The 16,910-nt window shown below is 70.3% G+C and carries 13 protein-coding genes, 1 tRNA gene and 1 pseudogene; 12 read left to right on the forward strand and 3 right to left on the reverse strand.

Translation table 11 applies throughout. The features are described from left to right. Nucleotides 1–93: 93 nt before the first annotated feature. A complete protein-coding gene (locus ACFQZ6_RS24320; RefSeq protein ID WP_381612433.1) occupies nt 94–1,041 on the forward strand; it encodes a fumarylacetoacetate hydrolase family protein in 948 nt (315 codons plus the stop codon). Further along, a complete protein-coding gene (mhpA, locus tag ACFQZ6_RS24325; protein ID WP_381612435.1) occupies nt 1,038–2,561 on the forward strand; it encodes a bifunctional 3-(3-hydroxy-phenyl)propionate/3-hydroxycinnamic acid hydroxylase MhpA in 1,524 nt (507 codons plus the stop codon). The genes ACFQZ6_RS24320 and mhpA overlap by 4 nt, the downstream gene beginning before the upstream one ends. Here the strand turns inward: mhpA and ACFQZ6_RS24330 are convergent. Further along, nucleotides 2,532–2,880: pseudogene (locus tag ACFQZ6_RS24330) on the reverse strand (MerR family transcriptional regulator). The gene mhpA and the pseudogene ACFQZ6_RS24330 overlap by 30 nt on opposite strands. 176 nt (nt 2,881–3,056) lie before the next feature. After that, a complete protein-coding gene (locus tag ACFQZ6_RS24335; RefSeq protein ID WP_381612437.1) occupies nt 3,057–3,524 on the reverse strand; it encodes a hypothetical protein in 468 nt (155 codons plus the stop codon). Nucleotides 3,525–3,622: 98 nt separating this feature from the next. On the opposite strand from ACFQZ6_RS24335, the gene ACFQZ6_RS24340 reads away from it, so the two are divergent. Together ACFQZ6_RS24340 and ACFQZ6_RS24345 are read left to right on the forward strand one after the other, a co-directional pair. Further along, nucleotides 3,623–4,570, forward strand: coding sequence for a DNA adenine methylase (locus ACFQZ6_RS24340; RefSeq protein ID WP_381612439.1), 948 nt, complete (start codon nt 3,623–3,625; stop codon nt 4,568–4,570). Between the two features lie 31 nt (nt 4,571–4,601). Beyond that, nucleotides 4,602–5,327 carry an HNH endonuclease gene (locus tag ACFQZ6_RS24345; protein ID WP_381612441.1) on the forward strand — a complete coding sequence of 242 codons (726 nt, stop codon included), beginning with the start codon at nt 4,602–4,604 and terminating at the stop codon, nt 5,325–5,327. A gap of 146 nt (nt 5,328–5,473) precedes the next feature. Here the strand turns inward: ACFQZ6_RS24345 and ACFQZ6_RS24350 are convergent. Then, a tRNA-Arg gene (locus ACFQZ6_RS24350) sits at nt 5,474–5,545 on the reverse strand. Nucleotides 5,546–5,635: 90 nt separating this feature from the next. Here ACFQZ6_RS24350 and ACFQZ6_RS24355 point away from each other — a divergent pair. The 8 genes from ACFQZ6_RS24355 to ACFQZ6_RS24390 all read left to right on the forward strand — a co-directional run bounded on the left by ACFQZ6_RS24355 (nt 5,636) and on the right by ACFQZ6_RS24390 (nt 16,908). After that, nucleotides 5,636–6,232: a response regulator gene (locus ACFQZ6_RS24355; protein ID WP_381618619.1), complete on the forward strand. Its 597-nt coding sequence runs from the start codon at nt 5,636–5,638 to the stop codon at nt 6,230–6,232. 82 nt (nt 6,233–6,314) lie between these two features. Further along, a complete protein-coding gene (nrtL, locus tag ACFQZ6_RS24360) occupies nt 6,315–7,292 on the forward strand; it encodes an ArgS-related anticodon-binding protein NrtL (protein WP_381612443.1) in 978 nt (325 codons plus the stop codon). Nucleotides 7,293–7,361: 69 nt separating this feature from the next. Next, nucleotides 7,362–8,753, forward strand: a complete 1,392-nt coding sequence (gene lysA / locus ACFQZ6_RS24365; RefSeq protein ID WP_381612444.1) for a diaminopimelate decarboxylase — start codon at nt 7,362–7,364, stop codon at nt 8,751–8,753. Between the two features lie 143 nt (nt 8,754–8,896). Continuing rightward, nucleotides 8,897–10,189: a homoserine dehydrogenase gene (locus ACFQZ6_RS24370; protein ID WP_381612446.1), complete on the forward strand. Its 1,293-nt coding sequence runs from the start codon at nt 8,897–8,899 to the stop codon at nt 10,187–10,189. Between the two features lie 6 nt (nt 10,190–10,195). Next, entirely contained in the window at nt 10,196–11,254 is a 1,059-nt protein-coding gene (thrC, locus tag ACFQZ6_RS24375; protein ID WP_381612448.1) for a threonine synthase, read from the forward strand. A 330-nt stretch (nt 11,255–11,584) separates the two neighbouring features. Continuing rightward, a complete protein-coding gene (thrB, locus tag ACFQZ6_RS24380) occupies nt 11,585–12,583 on the forward strand; it encodes a homoserine kinase (RefSeq protein WP_381612450.1) in 999 nt (332 codons plus the stop codon). Between the two features lie 406 nt (nt 12,584–12,989). Further along, the gene (rho, locus tag ACFQZ6_RS24385; RefSeq protein WP_381612452.1) at nt 12,990–15,032 is read left to right on the forward strand and encodes a transcription termination factor Rho; all 2,043 of its coding nucleotides are present in this window, start codon (nt 12,990–12,992) and stop codon (nt 15,030–15,032) included. A 106-nt stretch (nt 15,033–15,138) separates the two neighbouring features. Then, nucleotides 15,139–16,908, forward strand: a complete 1,770-nt coding sequence (locus tag ACFQZ6_RS24390) for a trypsin-like serine protease (protein WP_381612454.1) — start codon at nt 15,139–15,141, stop codon at nt 16,906–16,908. Nucleotides 16,909–16,910: the final 2 nt, after the last annotated feature.

A 16,910-nucleotide genomic window follows, 5' to 3' on the forward strand; every position in this document is an offset into this window, starting at 1 on the left:
GCGTGCTGGACGTATTGACGATGTACACATCAGAGCTGATGATTTCCTCATTACGGAGATGTTTCCCGACCGGCACCCGGAGAGCGGTGACCCATGAGCATCAACGTGCTGCGGACGGCCGAGGGTTGGTGGGTGGCGCGCGCCGACCAGCACGCCGTCCAGGTCGATACGAAGGCCCTCACCACCGCGGACCTGCTCGCCGACCGCGCCCCGCTCACGGAGGCCGCGGCGTCCACCGCCCCCGGCACCCCGCTGACCGACCTGGCACCGCTCTCCCCGGTCACGACGCCCTGCCGGGTGGTCGCCCAGATGGTCAACTACCGCAGCCACGCCCGCGACTCGGGCTTCACCGGCGACATCCCGCCGACCTTCTTCCGTAAGGCGTCCGGCTCGGTCAGCGGCCCGTACGACAGCGTCGTCCGCCCCGCGCACGTCCGGTTCCTCGACTACGAGGTGGAACTGGGCCTCGTCATGGGCGCCCCGCTGCCCGTCGGCACGGTGGTGACGGAGGCCGACCTGCCGTCGTACGTCGCCGGGCTGGTGCTCACGAACGACGTCAGCGCCCGCGACGTCCAGCTCACCAAGGCGCAGTTCTACGAGAGCAAGTCGTACCCGACCTTCACGCCCACCGGGCCGTACCTGAGCCTGCTGACGCCGGACGACTTCGACCACCTGACCGACCTGCGGCTACGGCTCTCCGTCAACGGGGTGGAGCGCCAGGACCGCACCCTCGCCGACATGATCGTCCGCCCGGCGCGGGCGCTGACCCTGCTGGCCCGCTTCCAGAACCTCGCCCCCGGCGACCTGCTGCTCACCGGCACCCCCGGCGGCACCGCGCTCAAGGCGCCGCCGAAGCCGGTGGAGAGACTGGGCGCCCTACTGCCCCCCACCCTGCGCTGGAAGGCGTTCTTCGGCGCCCAGTCCCGCAACCCCCGCTACCTCCACCACGGCGACGTGATCACCGCGACCATCGCCACCCCGGACCGCCGTATCGACCTGGGCGAGCAACGCACCCCCGTCACGGACGCCCCCGCGCCATGACCGGCGCCCCCGTGGTGATCGTCGGCGCGGGCCCGGTGGGCGTCACCGCCGCCCTCCTCCTGGCCCGCCACGGCGTCCCGAGTCTGCTCCTCGAACGCCACCGCGAGGTCTATCCCCTCCCCAGGGCCGTCGCCGCGGACGACGAGGCCCGCCGCATCCTCCAGGCCGCCGGAATCGACGTCGAGTTCACCGCCGTAGCCCGCCCGGCCCGCGGCCTACGGCTCCTCGACGCCCGGCACCGTGTGATCGCCGAGTTCCGGCGCCTCCCGTACGGCCACCACGGCTACCCCCAGACCAGCATGTTCGACCAGCCGGAGCTGGAACGCCTGCTCCGCGAGGCTCTGACCCGCCACCCCGAGTGCGAGCTGCGCACGGGAGCGGAGGTGACGTCGATCAAGCAGGACGAGGAAGGGGGCCCCGTCCAGGTCACGTACCGCGACGCGGACGACGGCCAGCACACGACCGTCGTCGCCGCCGCGGTCCTGGGCTGCGACGGCGCGGGCAGCCGCACGCGCGAGGCCATCGGCGCCGGTTGGGAGGACCTCCACTTCGAGGAGGACTGGACCGTCGTGGACGTCCGCACCACCGCCCCCGTACGCGGCTGGGGAGGCGTCGACCAGGTCTGCGACCCCCACCACCCGGCCACCTTCATGCGCATCGCGGAGGACCGCTACCGCTGGGAGTTCCGCCTACCGGACGGCGCCCCGGACCTCCCGTCCTTGCTGTCCCCCTGGACCGACGCGACCTCCACCCCCGACTTCAAGATCCTCCGCCAGGCCAACTACACCTTCCGCGCCCGCCTGGCCGACCGCTGGCGCCGGGGCCGCGTCTTCCTCCTGGGCGACGCCGCCCACCAGACCCCACCGTTCATCGGCCAGGGCCTGTGCACGGGCCTGCGCGACGCGCACAACCTGACGTGGAAACTGGCGCGGGCCCTCCTCCGACAGGGCGCCGACGACCGGCTCTCGGCCACCGACGACCGGCTCCTCGACACCTACGAGAGCGAACGCCGACCGCACGCCCGCCGAGCCATCCGCCTCGCCGTGACCGTCGGCTGGGCGATGACCGGCGGCCAGGACCGTGCCGCCGCCCTGCGCCGCGCCGCGGTGGGCGCGGTCTGCCGGGTGCCCGGGGTGACCCGCCCCGCGACCCGCGACCTGGTCCGCCCGCTCCCCCCGGGCCCACTGGTGACGCACGCCCGCCTGGCGGGCACCCACTGCCCCCAACCGTGGGTGAGGGGGGACGACGGCACCCACGCCCGCCTGGACGACGTACTGGCCAACAGCTTCGCCGTCCTGACCGCCGTACCCCTACCCCCCACGGCACAGGCACTCGCGGACGCCCTCGACGCCCGGGTGACACGGGCGAACGCCACCCTGACCACCTGGCTCCGCCGAGGCGGCGCGGACGCGGTCCTACTCCGCCCCGACCGCGTGGTCCTGGACGCCATCCCCAGGCACGGCGTGGACTTCACGGCCACGAGAACCTGGTCACCGCTCCTGTGCACGACCGCCACCTAGCGCGTCCTCCTGCAACCGGCGACGCAGGGTCCCGGCGAACTCCTCGGCCATCTCAAGCCGCGCCCGAAGCGTCTCGCACCGCTCATCGGCGACCCGCCGATAGGAGTCCGAGGTCACGCATCTCCTCAAGGGAGAAGTCGAGGGGCTTCATCCGACGAATGACCATCAGCCGGTCGACATCGGACTCGGTGTAGAGCCGGAAGCCGCCCTTGCTTCGGGCGGAGGGGCCAACAAGACCGACCTCCTCGTCATGACGGATGATGCGCGGCGACAGCCCGGTCCGCTCGGCCACCTCACCGACCGCGTGCCCTTGGCCCATGACCGCGCCCCAATGACGCCTGGCGACCCGCGCGCTCGCCGCCCCGCACCCCCGAACCCGACTGGCTGGCCTCAAGGTCACGTTCACGGGCCTGAACGCCCCCAGCGCAACCATGCGATCCCGCCTGAAAGGCCAACTAACCCCCCACTGACACCAGGCTCCAGACTCCAGGGCCCCTACCGCACATCCCCACTGGCCACCCGCACGAACTCCTCAAGAGCCTCCCGAGCCCGCGCCCCCAAGGCACTCAACTCACCCCTGTCACCGGCCTTGTGCACGACGTTGGCCATGTCATAGGCGTTCTTGGCGGCATCAACCACAACCGGCCCACTGGCAATGAGCTGCACCCGAAACAGCGCGTGCAGGGCAACCCCCCGAAGCCGATATGCCTCAACCCGAGCCTCGAAGTGAGCGTCCCCGTCCGGATCCTCATCCCTCCGATGCCAACGATCGTGCTGCCCCCGCCGAAACTCGGTCAAAGCCCCCGCGAAGTCACTGTAAACAGCCATACGCTCCCCCCGAAGCTGCTGCTGAGCCATGAACACTTGCTCCCGAGCAGCAGACCGCTGCTGGAACAGATGCGACACGGCAACACCGAGCAACGTCCCCAGCACCGCGATCAGAGCAGACAGAACACCAGCCACGGCCCCCAGCACACCACACCCGGCGAGCCTCCCGCACCCCACCCGTACGACTCCGGAGCCGAGGGGAATAGCGACGCGACTCAGGCATAATGACCGCCATGACGCCGCCCTTGATCACGATCAGCAAGCTCGCGAGCCTCGCGCGCGTGCCTCACGCTTTTCCCTATCAAGGGAGTAAACGGCAGCTTGCCCACACCATTCTTCCCCTGATCCCCAGCGACGCCCCAAGGCTCCTTGAGCCCTTTGCCGGTTCCGCCGCGATCAGCATCGCAGTCAGATACGTCTCCGCCGTCGACTCGACGATCATCGGCGATGTCAACGAGCCGCTGATGACGCTATGGCGGTCCATACTGCAAGACCCTTCTTCCCTGGCCGATGCATATGAACGCCTGTGGACCGAACAACTAGATGACCCACGTTCTTACTACGAGCAGGTGCGGCAGAAATTCAACGCGACCCAGGAACCCGAGTACTTCCTGTACCTGCTGGCCCGCTGCGTGAAATCAGCGGTCCGCTACAACCGACAGGGTGAATTCAACCAGGGAGCAGACCACCGAAGGCTGGGCACGAAACCTGCCGCAATGCGCAAGCGCCTGCTGGACACGTCCGCCACGATGACGGGCACGATCATCCGCACCGGCGACTACCAAGCCATCCTCGATTTGGCCCAGCCCGGCGATGTCGTCTACATGGACCCTCCCTACGAGGGCGTGACGAACGTACCCGACCGCCGCTATATGCAGGGCCTGCTCCGCTCCGAGTTCGAGGACAGCCTCGCTGCCGCCATAAAGCGAGACGTTTCCTTCATCCTCTCCTACGACGGAGCCACGGGAGCGAAAAGCTATGGGACGCCTCTGCCGGAGTCTCTCGGAATGCTGCATCTGCATCTCCATGCGGGACGCTCGTCCCAGGCAACCCTCCAGGGCCTTGACCACGTCACGATCGAGTCGCTGTACCTCTCACCCGCACTCGTGAAGCGCCTGGGAGGCGAACCCGCGGTTCTGGCAGCCCTGAAACCCGACTACTCCCAACCGTCACTGCTCTGACCCCGCACCAGGTGGCCTACACTCACCGTCCATGTCCACCACATACAGTGCCGAGTTCGTCGCCTGGGTCCGCAGCCTGCAGTTCTCCCGGCGAGCGCAAAGAGCACTGGAGCACATCCTGGAGCACGGATCGGTCACCACGGCCGAACTGAACGACATGGGTTACGACCACCCGCCCCGCGCCATCGGTGACATCAAGGACGCCGGCGTGACGGTCGTGAAAGAGATGGTCACGGTCGACGGGCGCCGAATGGCGCGGTACGCCCTCCAGGACCAGGTGAACTCCGATGCGTCCGGCGTCGGCCGAAAGACCCTGTCCAAGCGTTTCCGCGAGGACCTTTACGCCCTGCACGACCACAAATGCGCCGTCTGCGGCGGCTCTTACACCAGTCGCGAACTCCAGGCGGACCACCGCATACCGTTCAGAATCGCCGGAGACTCCAGAGAACTCCTCCTGGACGAGTTCATGCCCCTGTGTGCCTCCTGCAACAGGGCAAAGTCCTGGACCTGCGAGAACTGCCCCAACTGGGAACCCCGGGACAAGCAGACGTGCGCTTCCTGCCTCTGGTCAAGCCCTAACACGTACGACCACATCGCCGGTAAACCAGAGCGCAGGATGGCCATCACCTTCCAAGGCGACCACGTACACCTCTACGACCAGGCGAGCGCCGCCGCCGCGACCGCCGGTGTCCCCGTCGAGGAATGGCTCCTCGAAAACCTGGAAAGCATCCTGAAGCCCAGCGGCACGGATTCCTGACGCAGCCGCCGGAGGGCCTGGCAGCCGACGTCATCACTTGTCCGGCCGCGGAGCGCTGCATCTGGCGGCACATACGCGAAGACCCCGCACCAGTCGTTTCCGCTGGTGACGGGGTCCGTCAGGCACTCACGCTGCTGCGCTGCGAGTGCCCCCGGCAGGATTCGAACCTGCGCACACGGCTCCGGAGGCCGTTGCTCTATCCCCTGAGCTACGGGGGCGTGTCGGTCGCGGTGGTGTGCTCGCGGCGACGGGTAGAACACTACCAGCTCCGGTGGGGTGTTCATGAACGGGTTTCCGGTGGGGTCGGGATGGGGGCAGGGGTGCGGGTGGGTCCCCCGGACGGGGTGGAAGTGGGGAAAACCCGGACGCGGTGGCCGGTGCGGACCTACTCTCAAGTTGTGCCAGGCGCGTCGGGCCGGGTGCTTGTTGTGGACGACAACAAGGTCATCCGGCAGCTGATCAGGGTCAATCTCGAGCTGGAGGGCATCGAGGTCGTGACCGCGGCCGATGGTGCCGAATGTCTGGAGGTCGTGCATCAGGTGCGGCCCGACGTGGTCACCCTCGATGTCGTCATGCCGAGGTTGGACGGGCTGCGGACCGCCGCCCGGCTGCGCAGTGACCCGCGTACCCAGGACCTGCCCCTCGTCGTCGTCAGCGCCTGTACGCAGTACGAGGTCGAGAGCGGCCTCGATATCGGTGTGGACGCCTTCCTCGCCAAGCCGTTCGAGCCGGAGGAGCTGGTGCGGGTGGTGCGCGGGTTGGTGGAGGGGAGGAGGCTGGCCGAGCGGGGGTCCGGTGGGTCCGTCGGGGCCGTGTCCGGCGTCGGGGCCGACGCGAGTGGCGCGCCCGCCTCCCTCGCCGCTGCCGCCGACGGCGATCCCTCCGTTTCCGAGTCGGCGAGCTGATCGCGTACCCGGCCGTCCACATGCCGGAACCATCCCCAAACCGGCTCGCCTACCCACCCCCCTCCTCCCCTACGCTTGTCCCGTGACCCCCGTCGAGCTCTCCCGCACCGTGCTGCACGCCGTGCGTCGCGCCGTGGACGACGGGGAACTGAGCGTAACCGTCCCTGAGCGGGCCGTCGTGACGCCTCCCCGGCCCGGGGGGCGGGGGGACTACGCCACCAACATCGCCTTTCGACTGGCGCGGGAGGCCGGGCAGCCCGCCGTGCGTGTGGCCGATGTGGTGGGTGAGTATCTGCGGGGCTTCGACGGGATTCGGGACGTGTGGGTCACCGGGGGTGGGTTCCTCAACCTTCAGCTCGCCACCGACGCCAGTTTTGAGCTGGTGCGGCGGGTCCTGGAGGAGGGGGAGGCGTACGGGCGTTCCCGCGTCCTTGACGGGCAGGTCGTCGAGTTGCGCCTCACCCGTGACCTGCGTGCCCGCGTCGTCGCGGAGGCCCTGGGGCGGATCGTCGCCTCGCAGGGCGGGGTCGTTGACGTCCGGTATGTCGGCGACGGGGAGGCCGTCGGTCTTCGGCCCGTGCCCGCCCCAGCCGATCCCCGCTTCCTCGGGCCCGACGCCGCCCAGTGGGCCCTCCTCCACCCCGCCCTCCACGACCGGCCCCGCATCACCGCCGACCACCTCGTGCAGCGTGAGCACAACCCCCTCTTCCGGGTGCGGTACGCCCACGCCCGCACCCGCGCCCTCACCCGCAACGCCGCCGATCTCGGGTTCAGCGCGGAGGCCGGTGCCGTAAGAGAAGAGAAGCGGCTGGTCGTCGTACTCGCTGACTACCCCCGCGTCCTCAGCGCCGCCGCCACCCACCGTGCCCCCGACCGTCTCGCCCGGCACCTCGTCAACGTCGCCGATGCCGTGCTGCCCCTGCTGCCGACCGTGCTGCCGCGCGGTGCGGAGAAACCCTCGGCCGCCCACCGTGCCCGGCTGGCCCTCGCCGAAGCCGCCGGTGCGGTGCTGGCTGGCGGCCTGTCCCTGCTCGGCATCGATGCACCCGACCACCTATGACCAGCCCAGAGCGGCCGTAGCACCGCGCGGTCCACGGGCTGACGAGCCAGCGAGAGAGCCAGCGAAGACATGAGCCGTTCCGCACACCCCGCCGGGCCCCGGCACGCCGACGTCCTGCCCGAAGGGCACTACTCCGCGCCGCCCGCCGACCTCAACTCCCTCGACCCCAAGGTGTGGGCCGAGACCGTCACGCGGACCCCGGAGGGGGTGCTGAGCGTCGGCGGTGTCGACGTGACCGCGCTGGCCGAGGAGTTCGGCACCCCCGCCTACATCCTCGACGAGGCCGACTTCCGGTCCCGCGCCCGCGCCTGGCGGACCGCCTTCGGGCCGGACGCCGACGTCTTCTACGCCGGTAAGGCGTTCCTGTCGCGGGCCGTCGTGCGGTGGCTGGACGAGGAGGGGCTCAATCTGGACGTGTGTTCCGGGGGGGAGCTGGCCACCGCCCTCTCCGCCGGGATGCCCGCCGAGCGCATCGCCTTCCACGGGAACAACAAGTCCGTCGAGGAGATCACGCGCGCCGTGACGGCCGGGGTGGGGCGGATCGTGCTCGACTCCTTCCAGGAGATCGTGCGGGTCGCGCACATCGCCGAGTCGCTCGGTAAGCGGCAGCGGGTGCAGATCCGGATCACGGTGGGGGTCGAGGCGCATACGCATGAGTTCATCGCCACCGCCCATGAAGACCAGAAGTTCGGGATTCCGCTGGCCGGGGGGCAGGCCGCCGAGGCCGTGCGGCGGGCGCTGCGGCTCGACGGGCTTGAGCTGATCGGGATCCACTCGCACATCGGGTCGCAGATCTTCGACATGTCCGGGTTCGAGGTCGCCGCCCACCGGGTCGTGGGGCTCTTGAAGGAGATTCGGGACGAGCACGGGGTCGAGCTGCCCGAGATCGATCTCGGGGGTGGGCTCGGGATCGCGTACACCAGCGATGATGATCCTCGCGAGCCGCATGAGATCGCCAAGGCGTTGAGTGAGATCGTCACGCGTGAGTGCGAGAGTGCGAAGCTGCGGACGCCTCGGATCTCCGTCGAGCCCGGTCGGGCCATCGTCGGGCCCACCGCCTTCACCCTCTACGAGGTCGGCACCGTCAAGCCGCTCGACGGGCTGCGCACCTACGTCTCCGTCGACGGGGGCATGTCGGACAACATCCGCACCGCGCTCTACGACGCCGAGTACAGCGTCGCGCTCGTCTCCCGTGCCTCCGACGCCCCGCCGATGCTCTCGCGTGTCGTCGGCAAGCACTGTGAGAGCGGCGACATCGTGGTCCGGGACGCGTTCCTGCCCGAGGACCTGGCGCCGGGCGACCTGATCGCCGTACCGGCGACCGGGGCCTACTGCCGGTCCATGGCCAGCAACTACAACCACGTGCTGCGACCGCCGGTGGTGGCCGTGCGGGACGGGGATGCGCGGGTCATCGTGCGTCGGGAGACGGAGGAGGACCTCCTGCGTCTCGACGTCGGGTAGATCCGGCTAGGGGGCGGAAGATCTTCGGTTCTTCCGTTCCATGGAAATGAAATCAATGTCTCACGATCCGGACCAAGCACAGAAACTCCGGTCCGGTGAGTGAGACTGGAGCGACCGTAGACGGTATGAGGAAACGAGGTCGGATGATGCGTACGCGTCCGCTGAAGGTGGCGCTGCTGGGCTGTGGGGTTGTCGGCTCAGAGGTGGCGCGCATCATGACGACGCACGCCGACGACCTCGCCGCCCGGATCGGGGCGCCCGTGGAGCTGGCCGGGGTCGCCGTACGGCGGGCCGGGAAGGCGCGTGCGGGGATCGCCCCCGAGCTGATCACCACCGACGCCACCGCCCTCGTCAAACGCGGGGACATCGACGTCGTGGTGGAGGTCATCGGGGGCATCGAGCCCGCCCGTGGGCTCATCACCACCGCCTTCGAGCACGGCGCCTCCGTCGTCTCCGCCAACAAGGCGCTGCTCGCCCAGGAAGGCGCCGACCTGCACGCCGCCGCCGAGCAGCACGGGCGGGACCTGTACTACGAGGCCGCCGTCGCCGGTGCCATCCCGCTGATCCGGCCGCTGCGCGAGTCCCTCGCGGGCGACAAGGTCAACCGGGTGCTCGGGATCGTCAACGGCACCACCAACTTCATCCTCGACAAGATGGACTCCACGGGGGCGGGCTACCAGGAGGCCCTCGACGAGGCCACCGCGCTCGGGTACGCCGAGGCCGACCCGACCGCCGACGTCGAGGGCTTCGACGCCGCCGCCAAGGCCGCCATCCTCGCCGGGATCGCCTTCCACACGCGCGTGCGCCTGGACGACGTCTACCGCGAGGGCATGACCGAGGTGACCGCCTCCGACTTCGCCTCCGCGCGGGAGATGGGGTGCACCATCAAGCTGCTCGCCATCTGCGAGCGGGCCGAGGACGGGGGGTCGGTGACCGCGCGCGTGCACCCGGCGATGATCCCGCTCACGCATCCGCTCGCCTCCGTGCGCGGCGCGTACAACGCCGTGTTCGTGGAGTCGGACGCCGCCGGGCAGCTGATGTTCTACGGGCCCGGCGCGGGCGGCAGCCCCACCGCCTCCGCGGTGCTCGGGGACCTCGTCGCCGTCTGCCGCAACCGGCTCAACGGCGCCACCGGGCCCGGTGAGTCGGCGTACGCCGCGCTGCCGGTGTCGTCGATGGGCGAGGTCGTCACGCGGTACCACATCAGTCTGGACGTGGCGGACAAACCCGGTGTGCTCGCCCAGGTGGCCACCGTGTTCGCCGAGCACGGGGTGTCGATCGACACCGTCCGTCAGCAGGGCAAGGACGGCGAGGCGTCCCTCGTCGTCGTCACCCATCGCGCGTCCGACGCCTCCCTCACCGGGACCGTCGAGGCGTTGCGCAAGCTCGACACCGTGCGGGGTGTCGCCAGCATCATGCGGGTTGAAGGAGAGTAACCAGCAATGACCCACCAGTGGCGCGGAATCATCGAGGAGTACCGGGACCGGCTGCCCGTCTCCGACACCACGCCGGTCGTGACGCTCCGTGAGGGCGGCACGCCCCTCGTGCCCGCGCAGGTGCTCTCCGAGCGCACGGGCTGCGAGGTCCACCTCAAGGTGGAGGGCGCCAACCCCACCGGGTCCTTCAAGGACCGCGGCATGACCATGGCCATCAGCAAGGCCAAGGAGGAGGGCGCGAAGGCCGTCATCTGCGCCTCCACCGGCAACACCTCCGCCTCCGCCGCGGCGTACGCCGTGCGCGCGGGGATGGTCTCGGCCGTCCTCGTGCCGCAGGGCAAGATCGCCCTCGGCAAGATGGGGCAGGCCCTCGTCCACGGCGCGAAGATCCTCCAGGTCGACGGGAACTTCGACGACTGTCTGACGCTCGCGCGCGGACTGAGCGAGAACTACCCCGTGGCGCTGGTCAACTCGGTCAACCCGGTACGGATCGAGGGGCAGAAGACCGCCGCCTTCGAGATCGTCGACATGCTCGGCGACGCCCCCGACATCCACGTCCTGCCCGTCGGCAACGCGGGCAACATCACCGCCTACTGGAAGGGCTACACGGAGTACGCCGCCGACGGCGTCGCCACGCGGACCCCGCGCATGTGGGGGTTCCAGGCGTCCGGCTCCGCGCCCATCGTGCGCGGTGAGGTCGTCAAGGACCCGTCGACGATCGCCACCGCCATCCGCATCGGCAACCCGGCCTCCTGGCAGTACGCGCTCGCCGCCCGTGACGAGTCCGGCGGGTTCATCGACGAGGTGACGGACCGTGAGATCCTGCGCGCCTACCGGCTGTTGGCCGCACAGGAGGGCGTCTTCGTGGAGCCCGCCTCCGCCGCGTCCGTCGCGGGCCTGCTGAAGGCCGCCGAGCAGGGCAAGGTCGACCCCGGCCAGCGCATCGTGTGCACGGTCACCGGCAACGGCCTCAAGGACCCCGACTGGGCCGTCGCGGGCGCCCCGCAGCCCGTCACCGTCCCCGTCGACGCGGCGACGGCGGCCGAACGCCTGGGCCTGGCCTGAGCCCGGCGGGTACCCGGCGCACACCGAGCCGGGCCGGGTACCCCGGGCGACTGGTGTAAACCTCCCGTGGGCGGGAAACACGTCCACCGAGGTCAATCCCTACGGAGGGGGCACAGGGGGCTTACGACACGCATCGTGCGCCTCCTGTGCGCCCTATGTCGCCACAGAACCTTCCTTCGATAAGCTGTACTGAACCCGCCTCCCGCATATGCCCGTCGAGGGCACGGTGCCGAGCGGCCCGAGGGCCGGCTCGTCGAGGGCCGGGATTCCCGTACGTATCGACTTCGAATGTCTTCGACAATCACGCAGCGCAAGGAGAGTCAGCGAGCGATGGCCGGTCCAGCGTTCCGCGCCGCCGCCGTCCGGGTGCGCGTCCCCGCCACCAGCGCCAACCTCGGTCCGGGCTTCGACGCCCTCGGCCTCGCGCTGGGCTTGTACGACGACGTGGTCGTCCGGGTGGCCGACTCCGGGCTGCACATCGACATCGCGGGCGAGGGCAGCGAGACCCTCCCGCGCGACGAGAGCCACCTCCTCGTCCGCTCCCTGCGCACCGCCTTCGACCTCCTCGGCGGCCAGCCCCGCGGCCTGGAGATCGTCTGCGCCAACCGCATCCCGCACGGCCGGGGCCTCGGCTCCTCCTCCGCCGCCATCTGCGCCGGGATCGTCGCCGCCCGCGCCGTGACCATAGGCGGCGAGGCCCGCCTCGACGACGCCGCCCTGCTGGAGCTGGCCACCGAGATCGAGGGCCACCCCGACAACGTCGCCGCCTGTCTGCTCGGCGGCTTCACCCTGTCCTGGATGGAGGCGGGCGCCGCGCGGGCGATCAGGATGGAGCCCGCCGATTCCATCGTTCCGGTGGTTTTCGTACCCGGGAAGCCGGTCCTCACCGAGACCGCGCGCGGACTGCTCCCGCGCACCGTCCCGCACGTCGACGCCGCCACCAACGCGGGCCGTGCCGCCCTGCTCGTCGAGGCCCTCACCAGGCGCCCCGAGCTGCTGCTGCCCGCCACCGAGGACCGTCTCCACCAGGAGTACCGCGCCCCCGCCATGCCGGAGAGCGCCGCGCTGGTGGAGCGGCTGCGCGCCGACGGCATCCCGGCGGTGATCTCCGGCGCCGGACCCACCGTGATGGCGCTGGCGGACGCGGACAGCGCCGACAAGGTCGAGGCGCTGGCCGGATCGGGCTGGGCCGCCAACCGGCTCGGGCTCGATATCGAGGGCGCGAGCGTGCTGCCGCTCGCGACCAGCACAAAAACCGGTGCCACCAGCGAGAACGCCGACGCTGACAGCGGCCGTGGCGCGGCCGGTGAAGCCAGCCCCGGCAAATAAAGCGGGCGGTTGCCGGATTTCGAGAGGGGGAATGTTTGTTGGATCCGGTAGTGTTAACCTCAAGTCTGCACCCGACCCCACCATGGCGAGGTGCCTCGTGTCCCCGTCCGGGACAGACATTCTTCCGGGAGCTCCCCAAGCCGCACTGTGTTCTGTACCTCGTACGCGGGCAGTACGTCGTACGTCGACACTGAGCGGATCTGCGGGCACGCTCCGGAACCGGTGCGACCACGCCACGTGACACTGGGTGCCACGGCTCGTCGAGGTTGCGCCATCACCAGATATCTCTTCCGCCTCTTTGGCGGACCACCGCCCCGGCATGGTCCACACAGCGAGGACCTAGCCGGACAGCACAACCGGTCGCCGAGCCAGACAGGCCGACGTCCGCTCCAGGGAAGGACCCTTCGTGAGCGACACCACCGATCTGATGGGCGCACGTGTCGAGGAGACCGCTGCCGCGCCCGCCACGGACGCCTCCGCGCCTGCCACCGGTGCCGGCTCCCGGCGGCGCCGCGGTACCGGCCTTGAGGGCATGGTGCTGGCCGAGCTGCAACAGGTCGCATCCGGCCTCGGCATCAGGGGCACCGCGCGGATGCGCAAGAGCCAGCTGATCGAGGTCATCAAGGAGGCGCAGGCGTCCGGCGGCGCCCCGGCCAAGGCCGCCGACACCGCCACCGAGACCAAGCCGAAGCGCCGGGCCACCGCGCGGACCCGTACCGGCGACGGCGCGGAGAAGGCCGGGAAGAAGGCCGAGACGGCCACCGAGGCCCCCGCCGAGAAGCCCGCCGCCGCCAAGGCCGAGCAGGCCGTGGCCCAGCAGCAGATCGAGATCCCGGGCCAGCCCGCCGGGGACACCTCCCGCGACGAGGCCCCCGCCGAGCGCCGCCGTCGCCGTGCCACCGCCGAGGCGGGCAGCCCCGAGACGGTCACCGCCGAGGCCAAGGCCGAGCCGAAGGCCGAGACGCCCGCACACGCCCAGCAGCAGGGCCAGGCCCAGCAGGGCGAGGCCAGGGGCGACGCCGGGGACGGTGGCGAGGGCCGCCGCCGTGACCGCCGCGAGCGCGGCCGGGACCGGGACCGCGGCGACCGTGGTGACCGCGGGGACCGGGGTGACCGCCGCAAGGGCGACGACCAGCAGCGCGGCGGCCAGCAGCAGGGCCAGCAGCAGGGCGGTGGTCGTCAGGACCGCGGTCAGCAGCAGGATGACGACGACTTCGAGGGTGGCCGCCGGGGCCGCCGTGGCCGCTACCGCGACCGCCGTGGCCGCCGTGGCCGCGACGAGGTGCAGGAGCCGCAGATCACCGAGGACGACGTCCTGATCCCGGTCGCGGGCATCCTGGACATCCTCGACAACTACGCCTTCATCCGTACGTCCGGCTACCTGCCCGGTCCGAACGACGTGTACGTCTCCCTCGCCCAGGTCCGCAAGAACGGCCTGCGCAAGGGCGACCACGTGACCGGTGCCGTGCGGCAGCCCAAGGAGGGCGAGCGGCGCGAGAAGTTCAACGCGCTGGTCCGCCTGGACTCCGTCAACGGCATGGCGCCCGAACACGGCCGTGGCCGCCCGGAGTTCAACAAGCTGACCCCGCTGTACCCGCAGGACCGGCTCCGCCTGGAGACCGACCCGGGCGTGCTGACCACCCGCATCATCGACCTCGTGTCGCCGATCGGTAAGGGCCAGCGCGGTCTGATCGTGGCCCCGCCGAAGACCGGCAAGACCATGATCATGCAGGCGATCGCCAACGCGATCACCCACAACAACCCCGAGTGCCACCTGATGGTCGTCCTCGTCGACGAGCGTCCGGAAGAGGTCACCGACATGCAGCGGTCGGTCAAGGGCGAGGTCATCTCCTCGACCTTCGACCGCCCGGCCGAGGACCACACCACGGTCGCCGAACTCGCCATCGAGCGGGCCAAGCGGCTGGTGGAGCTGGGCCACGACGTGGTCGTCCTGCTGGACTCGATCACCCGTCTGGGCCGCGCCTACAACCTGGCCGCGCCCGCCTCGGGCCGCATCCTCTCCGGTGGTGTCGACTCGACCGCCCTGTACCCCCCGAAGCGCTTCTTCGGCGCGGCCCGCAACATCGAGGACGGCGGCTCGCTGACCATCCTCGCCACCGCCCTGGTGGACACCGGGTCCCGCATGGACGAGGTGATCTTCGAGGAGTTCAAGGGCACCGGCAACATGGAGCTGAAGCTCGACCGGAAGCTCGCCGACAAGCGCATCTTCCCGGCGGTCGACGTGGACGCCTCCGGCACCCGTAAGGAAGAGATCCTGCTGGGCGCCGAGGAACTGGGCATCGTATGGAAGCTGCGCCGGGTGCTGCACGCGCTCGACCAGCAGCAGGCCATCGAGCTGCTGCTGGACAAGATGAAGCAGACCAAGTCGAACGTCGAGTTCCTGATGCAGATCCAGAAGACGACGCCGACGCCCGGCAACGGCGACTGAGAACGGCACGCGTGAAGGAAAGGGCCGCCCTCCGGGGCGGCCCTTTCCGCGTCCAGGGGTAGGATCACGGTCTTCCTCGAACTCGTGATCCCTAGGGGGGACTTCCATGGGTACACCCATGTCCGGGGGCGGTCGGCGCAGACGCCGGATACGGTTCGGCCTGCCCGTCGCCGCCGCCGGTGTCGCGGCAGCCGTCGCCGCCGCGCTGCTGACCTCGTCCGCCAGCGCGACCCCCGCGGAGCCCAGCCCGCCCGCCGTGACGCAGCACGCCTCTCCCTCGCTCGACGAGCTGAAGCAGCGCGTCGCCGGGGCCGCGGCCAGCGACGACACCGCGGGGGAGGCCGCCAAGTCCTCCTACAGCGCCTCCAGCGGTGTCGACGCGAAGATCATCGGTGGTACCACCACCAGCATCACGAGCGCGCCGTGGATGGCCCAGCTCTGGTACTACGACGAGGCGAACGACTTCGGTTTCTTCTGCGGCGGCGCCGTCGTCGCCCCGACGAAGATCCTCACCGCCGCCCACTGCGTGCAGGGCTACGACTGGTACGCCAACGGCGCGGTCGTCACCGGCACCGCGCAGCTCGCCGACGACGACCTGTACGGCGGGACCGTCAGCGGCGTCTGGCGGCAGTGGAGCCACCCGTCCTACAGCGCCCGCACCATCGACAACGACATCGCGGTGCTCACCCTGCCCAACCCGGTAAAGGCCACCCCGATCCGGATGACGACGGCCAGCGACACGGCGTCCTACGCCGCCGGGACGCAGGCCAAGGTCTACGGCTGGGGCCGCACCAGCTCCACCTCCCAGGACATCTCCCAGGCCCTGAAGGTGGCCACGCTCCCGATCCAGTCCGACACCACCTGCTCCGGCTTCTACGGCGCCGACTTCGTCAAGGGCCACATGGTCTGCGCGGGCAACCCCGCCACCGGCAGCGACACCGGCACCACGAGCCCCTGCAACGGCGACTCCGGCGGCCCGCTCGTCGTGAACAACCGCATCGTGGGCGTCGTCTCCTGGGGCGTGACGGACTGTGTCGCGCAGGGCGCCTACAGCGTCTTCAGCAAGGTCAGGACGTACGTCGGCGCCACCTACCCGCGCGTCGACGACACCAACCTCAGCGGTGACCACCGGGCCGACCTGTGGGTGCGCAGCGGCTCCACCTACACCGGCTACGAGAAGGACTCCCAGGGCACCTCGTTCGGCGCCCGGCAGTCCTGGGGCAGCTTCAAGGGCTTCAACACCGTCCTGCAGACCGACTTCGACCGGGACGGCTACCAGGACCTGATCGTCCGGCGCGTCTCGGACGGCGACGTGTTCTGGCTGCACTGGGTGCCCGCCAGCGGCTCCTGGGCCACCACCAAGATCCGCGACGACTGGAAGAGCCGCACCCGCATCAGCGCGCCCGGCGACGTCACCGGCGACTACCTGCCCGACCTGCTGTGCGTCGACTCCACCGGCCAGATGTGGGTCTACAAGGGCACCGGCACCGGCTCCTTCTCGGGCCGCGTCGCGGTCGGCGGCACCGGCTGGAAGCAGTACGACGCCATCGTCGGCCACGGTGACCTCACCGGCGACGGGCACACCGACCTGATCGCGCGCACCCGCAGCAACGGCTACGTGTACCTCTACAAGGGCACCGGCTCCGCCACCTCGCCCTTCTCGTCCCGGGTCAAGGTGCGCACCTGGAGCACCACCGGCTACGACAAGCTCGACGCCGTCGGTGACATCAACGGCGACGGCCGCGCCGACCTGCTCGCCCGCACCCCCGGTGGCACGCTCTACCTCTACAAGGGCACCGGCAAGGCCACCAGCGAGATCTTCGCCACACGGATCAACGTCGGCACCGGCTACCAGGGATACGACATCTGGGGCTGACG

This window comes from Streptomyces flavalbus (assembly GCF_042674625.1).
GTDB classification, from domain to species: Bacteria; Actinomycetota; Actinomycetes; order Streptomycetales; family Streptomycetaceae; genus Streptomyces; species Streptomyces flavalbus.

What these genes read in the sequence shown, in the direction of transcription:
- ACFQZ6_RS24390 (WP_381612454.1), top strand. Translation starts at nt 15,139, where the DNA reads ATGGGTACACCCATGTCCGGGGGCGGTCGGCGCAGACGCCGGATACGG.
- ACFQZ6_RS24340 (WP_381612439.1), top strand. Translation starts at nt 3,623, where the DNA reads ATGACGCCGCCCTTGATCACGATCAGCAAGCTCGCGAGCCTCGCGCGC.
- ACFQZ6_RS24320 (WP_381612433.1), top strand. Translation starts at nt 94, where the DNA reads ATGAGCATCAACGTGCTGCGGACGGCCGAGGGTTGGTGGGTGGCGCGC.
- ACFQZ6_RS24355 (WP_381618619.1), top strand. Translation starts at nt 5,636, where the DNA reads ATGGGGGCAGGGGTGCGGGTGGGTCCCCCGGACGGGGTGGAAGTGGGG.
- mhpA (WP_381612435.1), top strand. Translation starts at nt 1,038, where the DNA reads ATGACCGGCGCCCCCGTGGTGATCGTCGGCGCGGGCCCGGTGGGCGTC.
- ACFQZ6_RS24370 (WP_381612446.1), top strand. Translation starts at nt 8,897, where the DNA reads ATGATGCGTACGCGTCCGCTGAAGGTGGCGCTGCTGGGCTGTGGGGTT.
- thrB (WP_381612450.1), top strand. Translation starts at nt 11,585, where the DNA reads ATGGCCGGTCCAGCGTTCCGCGCCGCCGCCGTCCGGGTGCGCGTCCCC.
- ACFQZ6_RS24345 (WP_381612441.1), top strand. Translation starts at nt 4,602, where the DNA reads ATGTCCACCACATACAGTGCCGAGTTCGTCGCCTGGGTCCGCAGCCTG.
- thrC (WP_381612448.1), top strand. Translation starts at nt 10,196, where the DNA reads ATGACCCACCAGTGGCGCGGAATCATCGAGGAGTACCGGGACCGGCTG.
- lysA (WP_381612444.1), top strand. Translation starts at nt 7,362, where the DNA reads ATGAGCCGTTCCGCACACCCCGCCGGGCCCCGGCACGCCGACGTCCTG.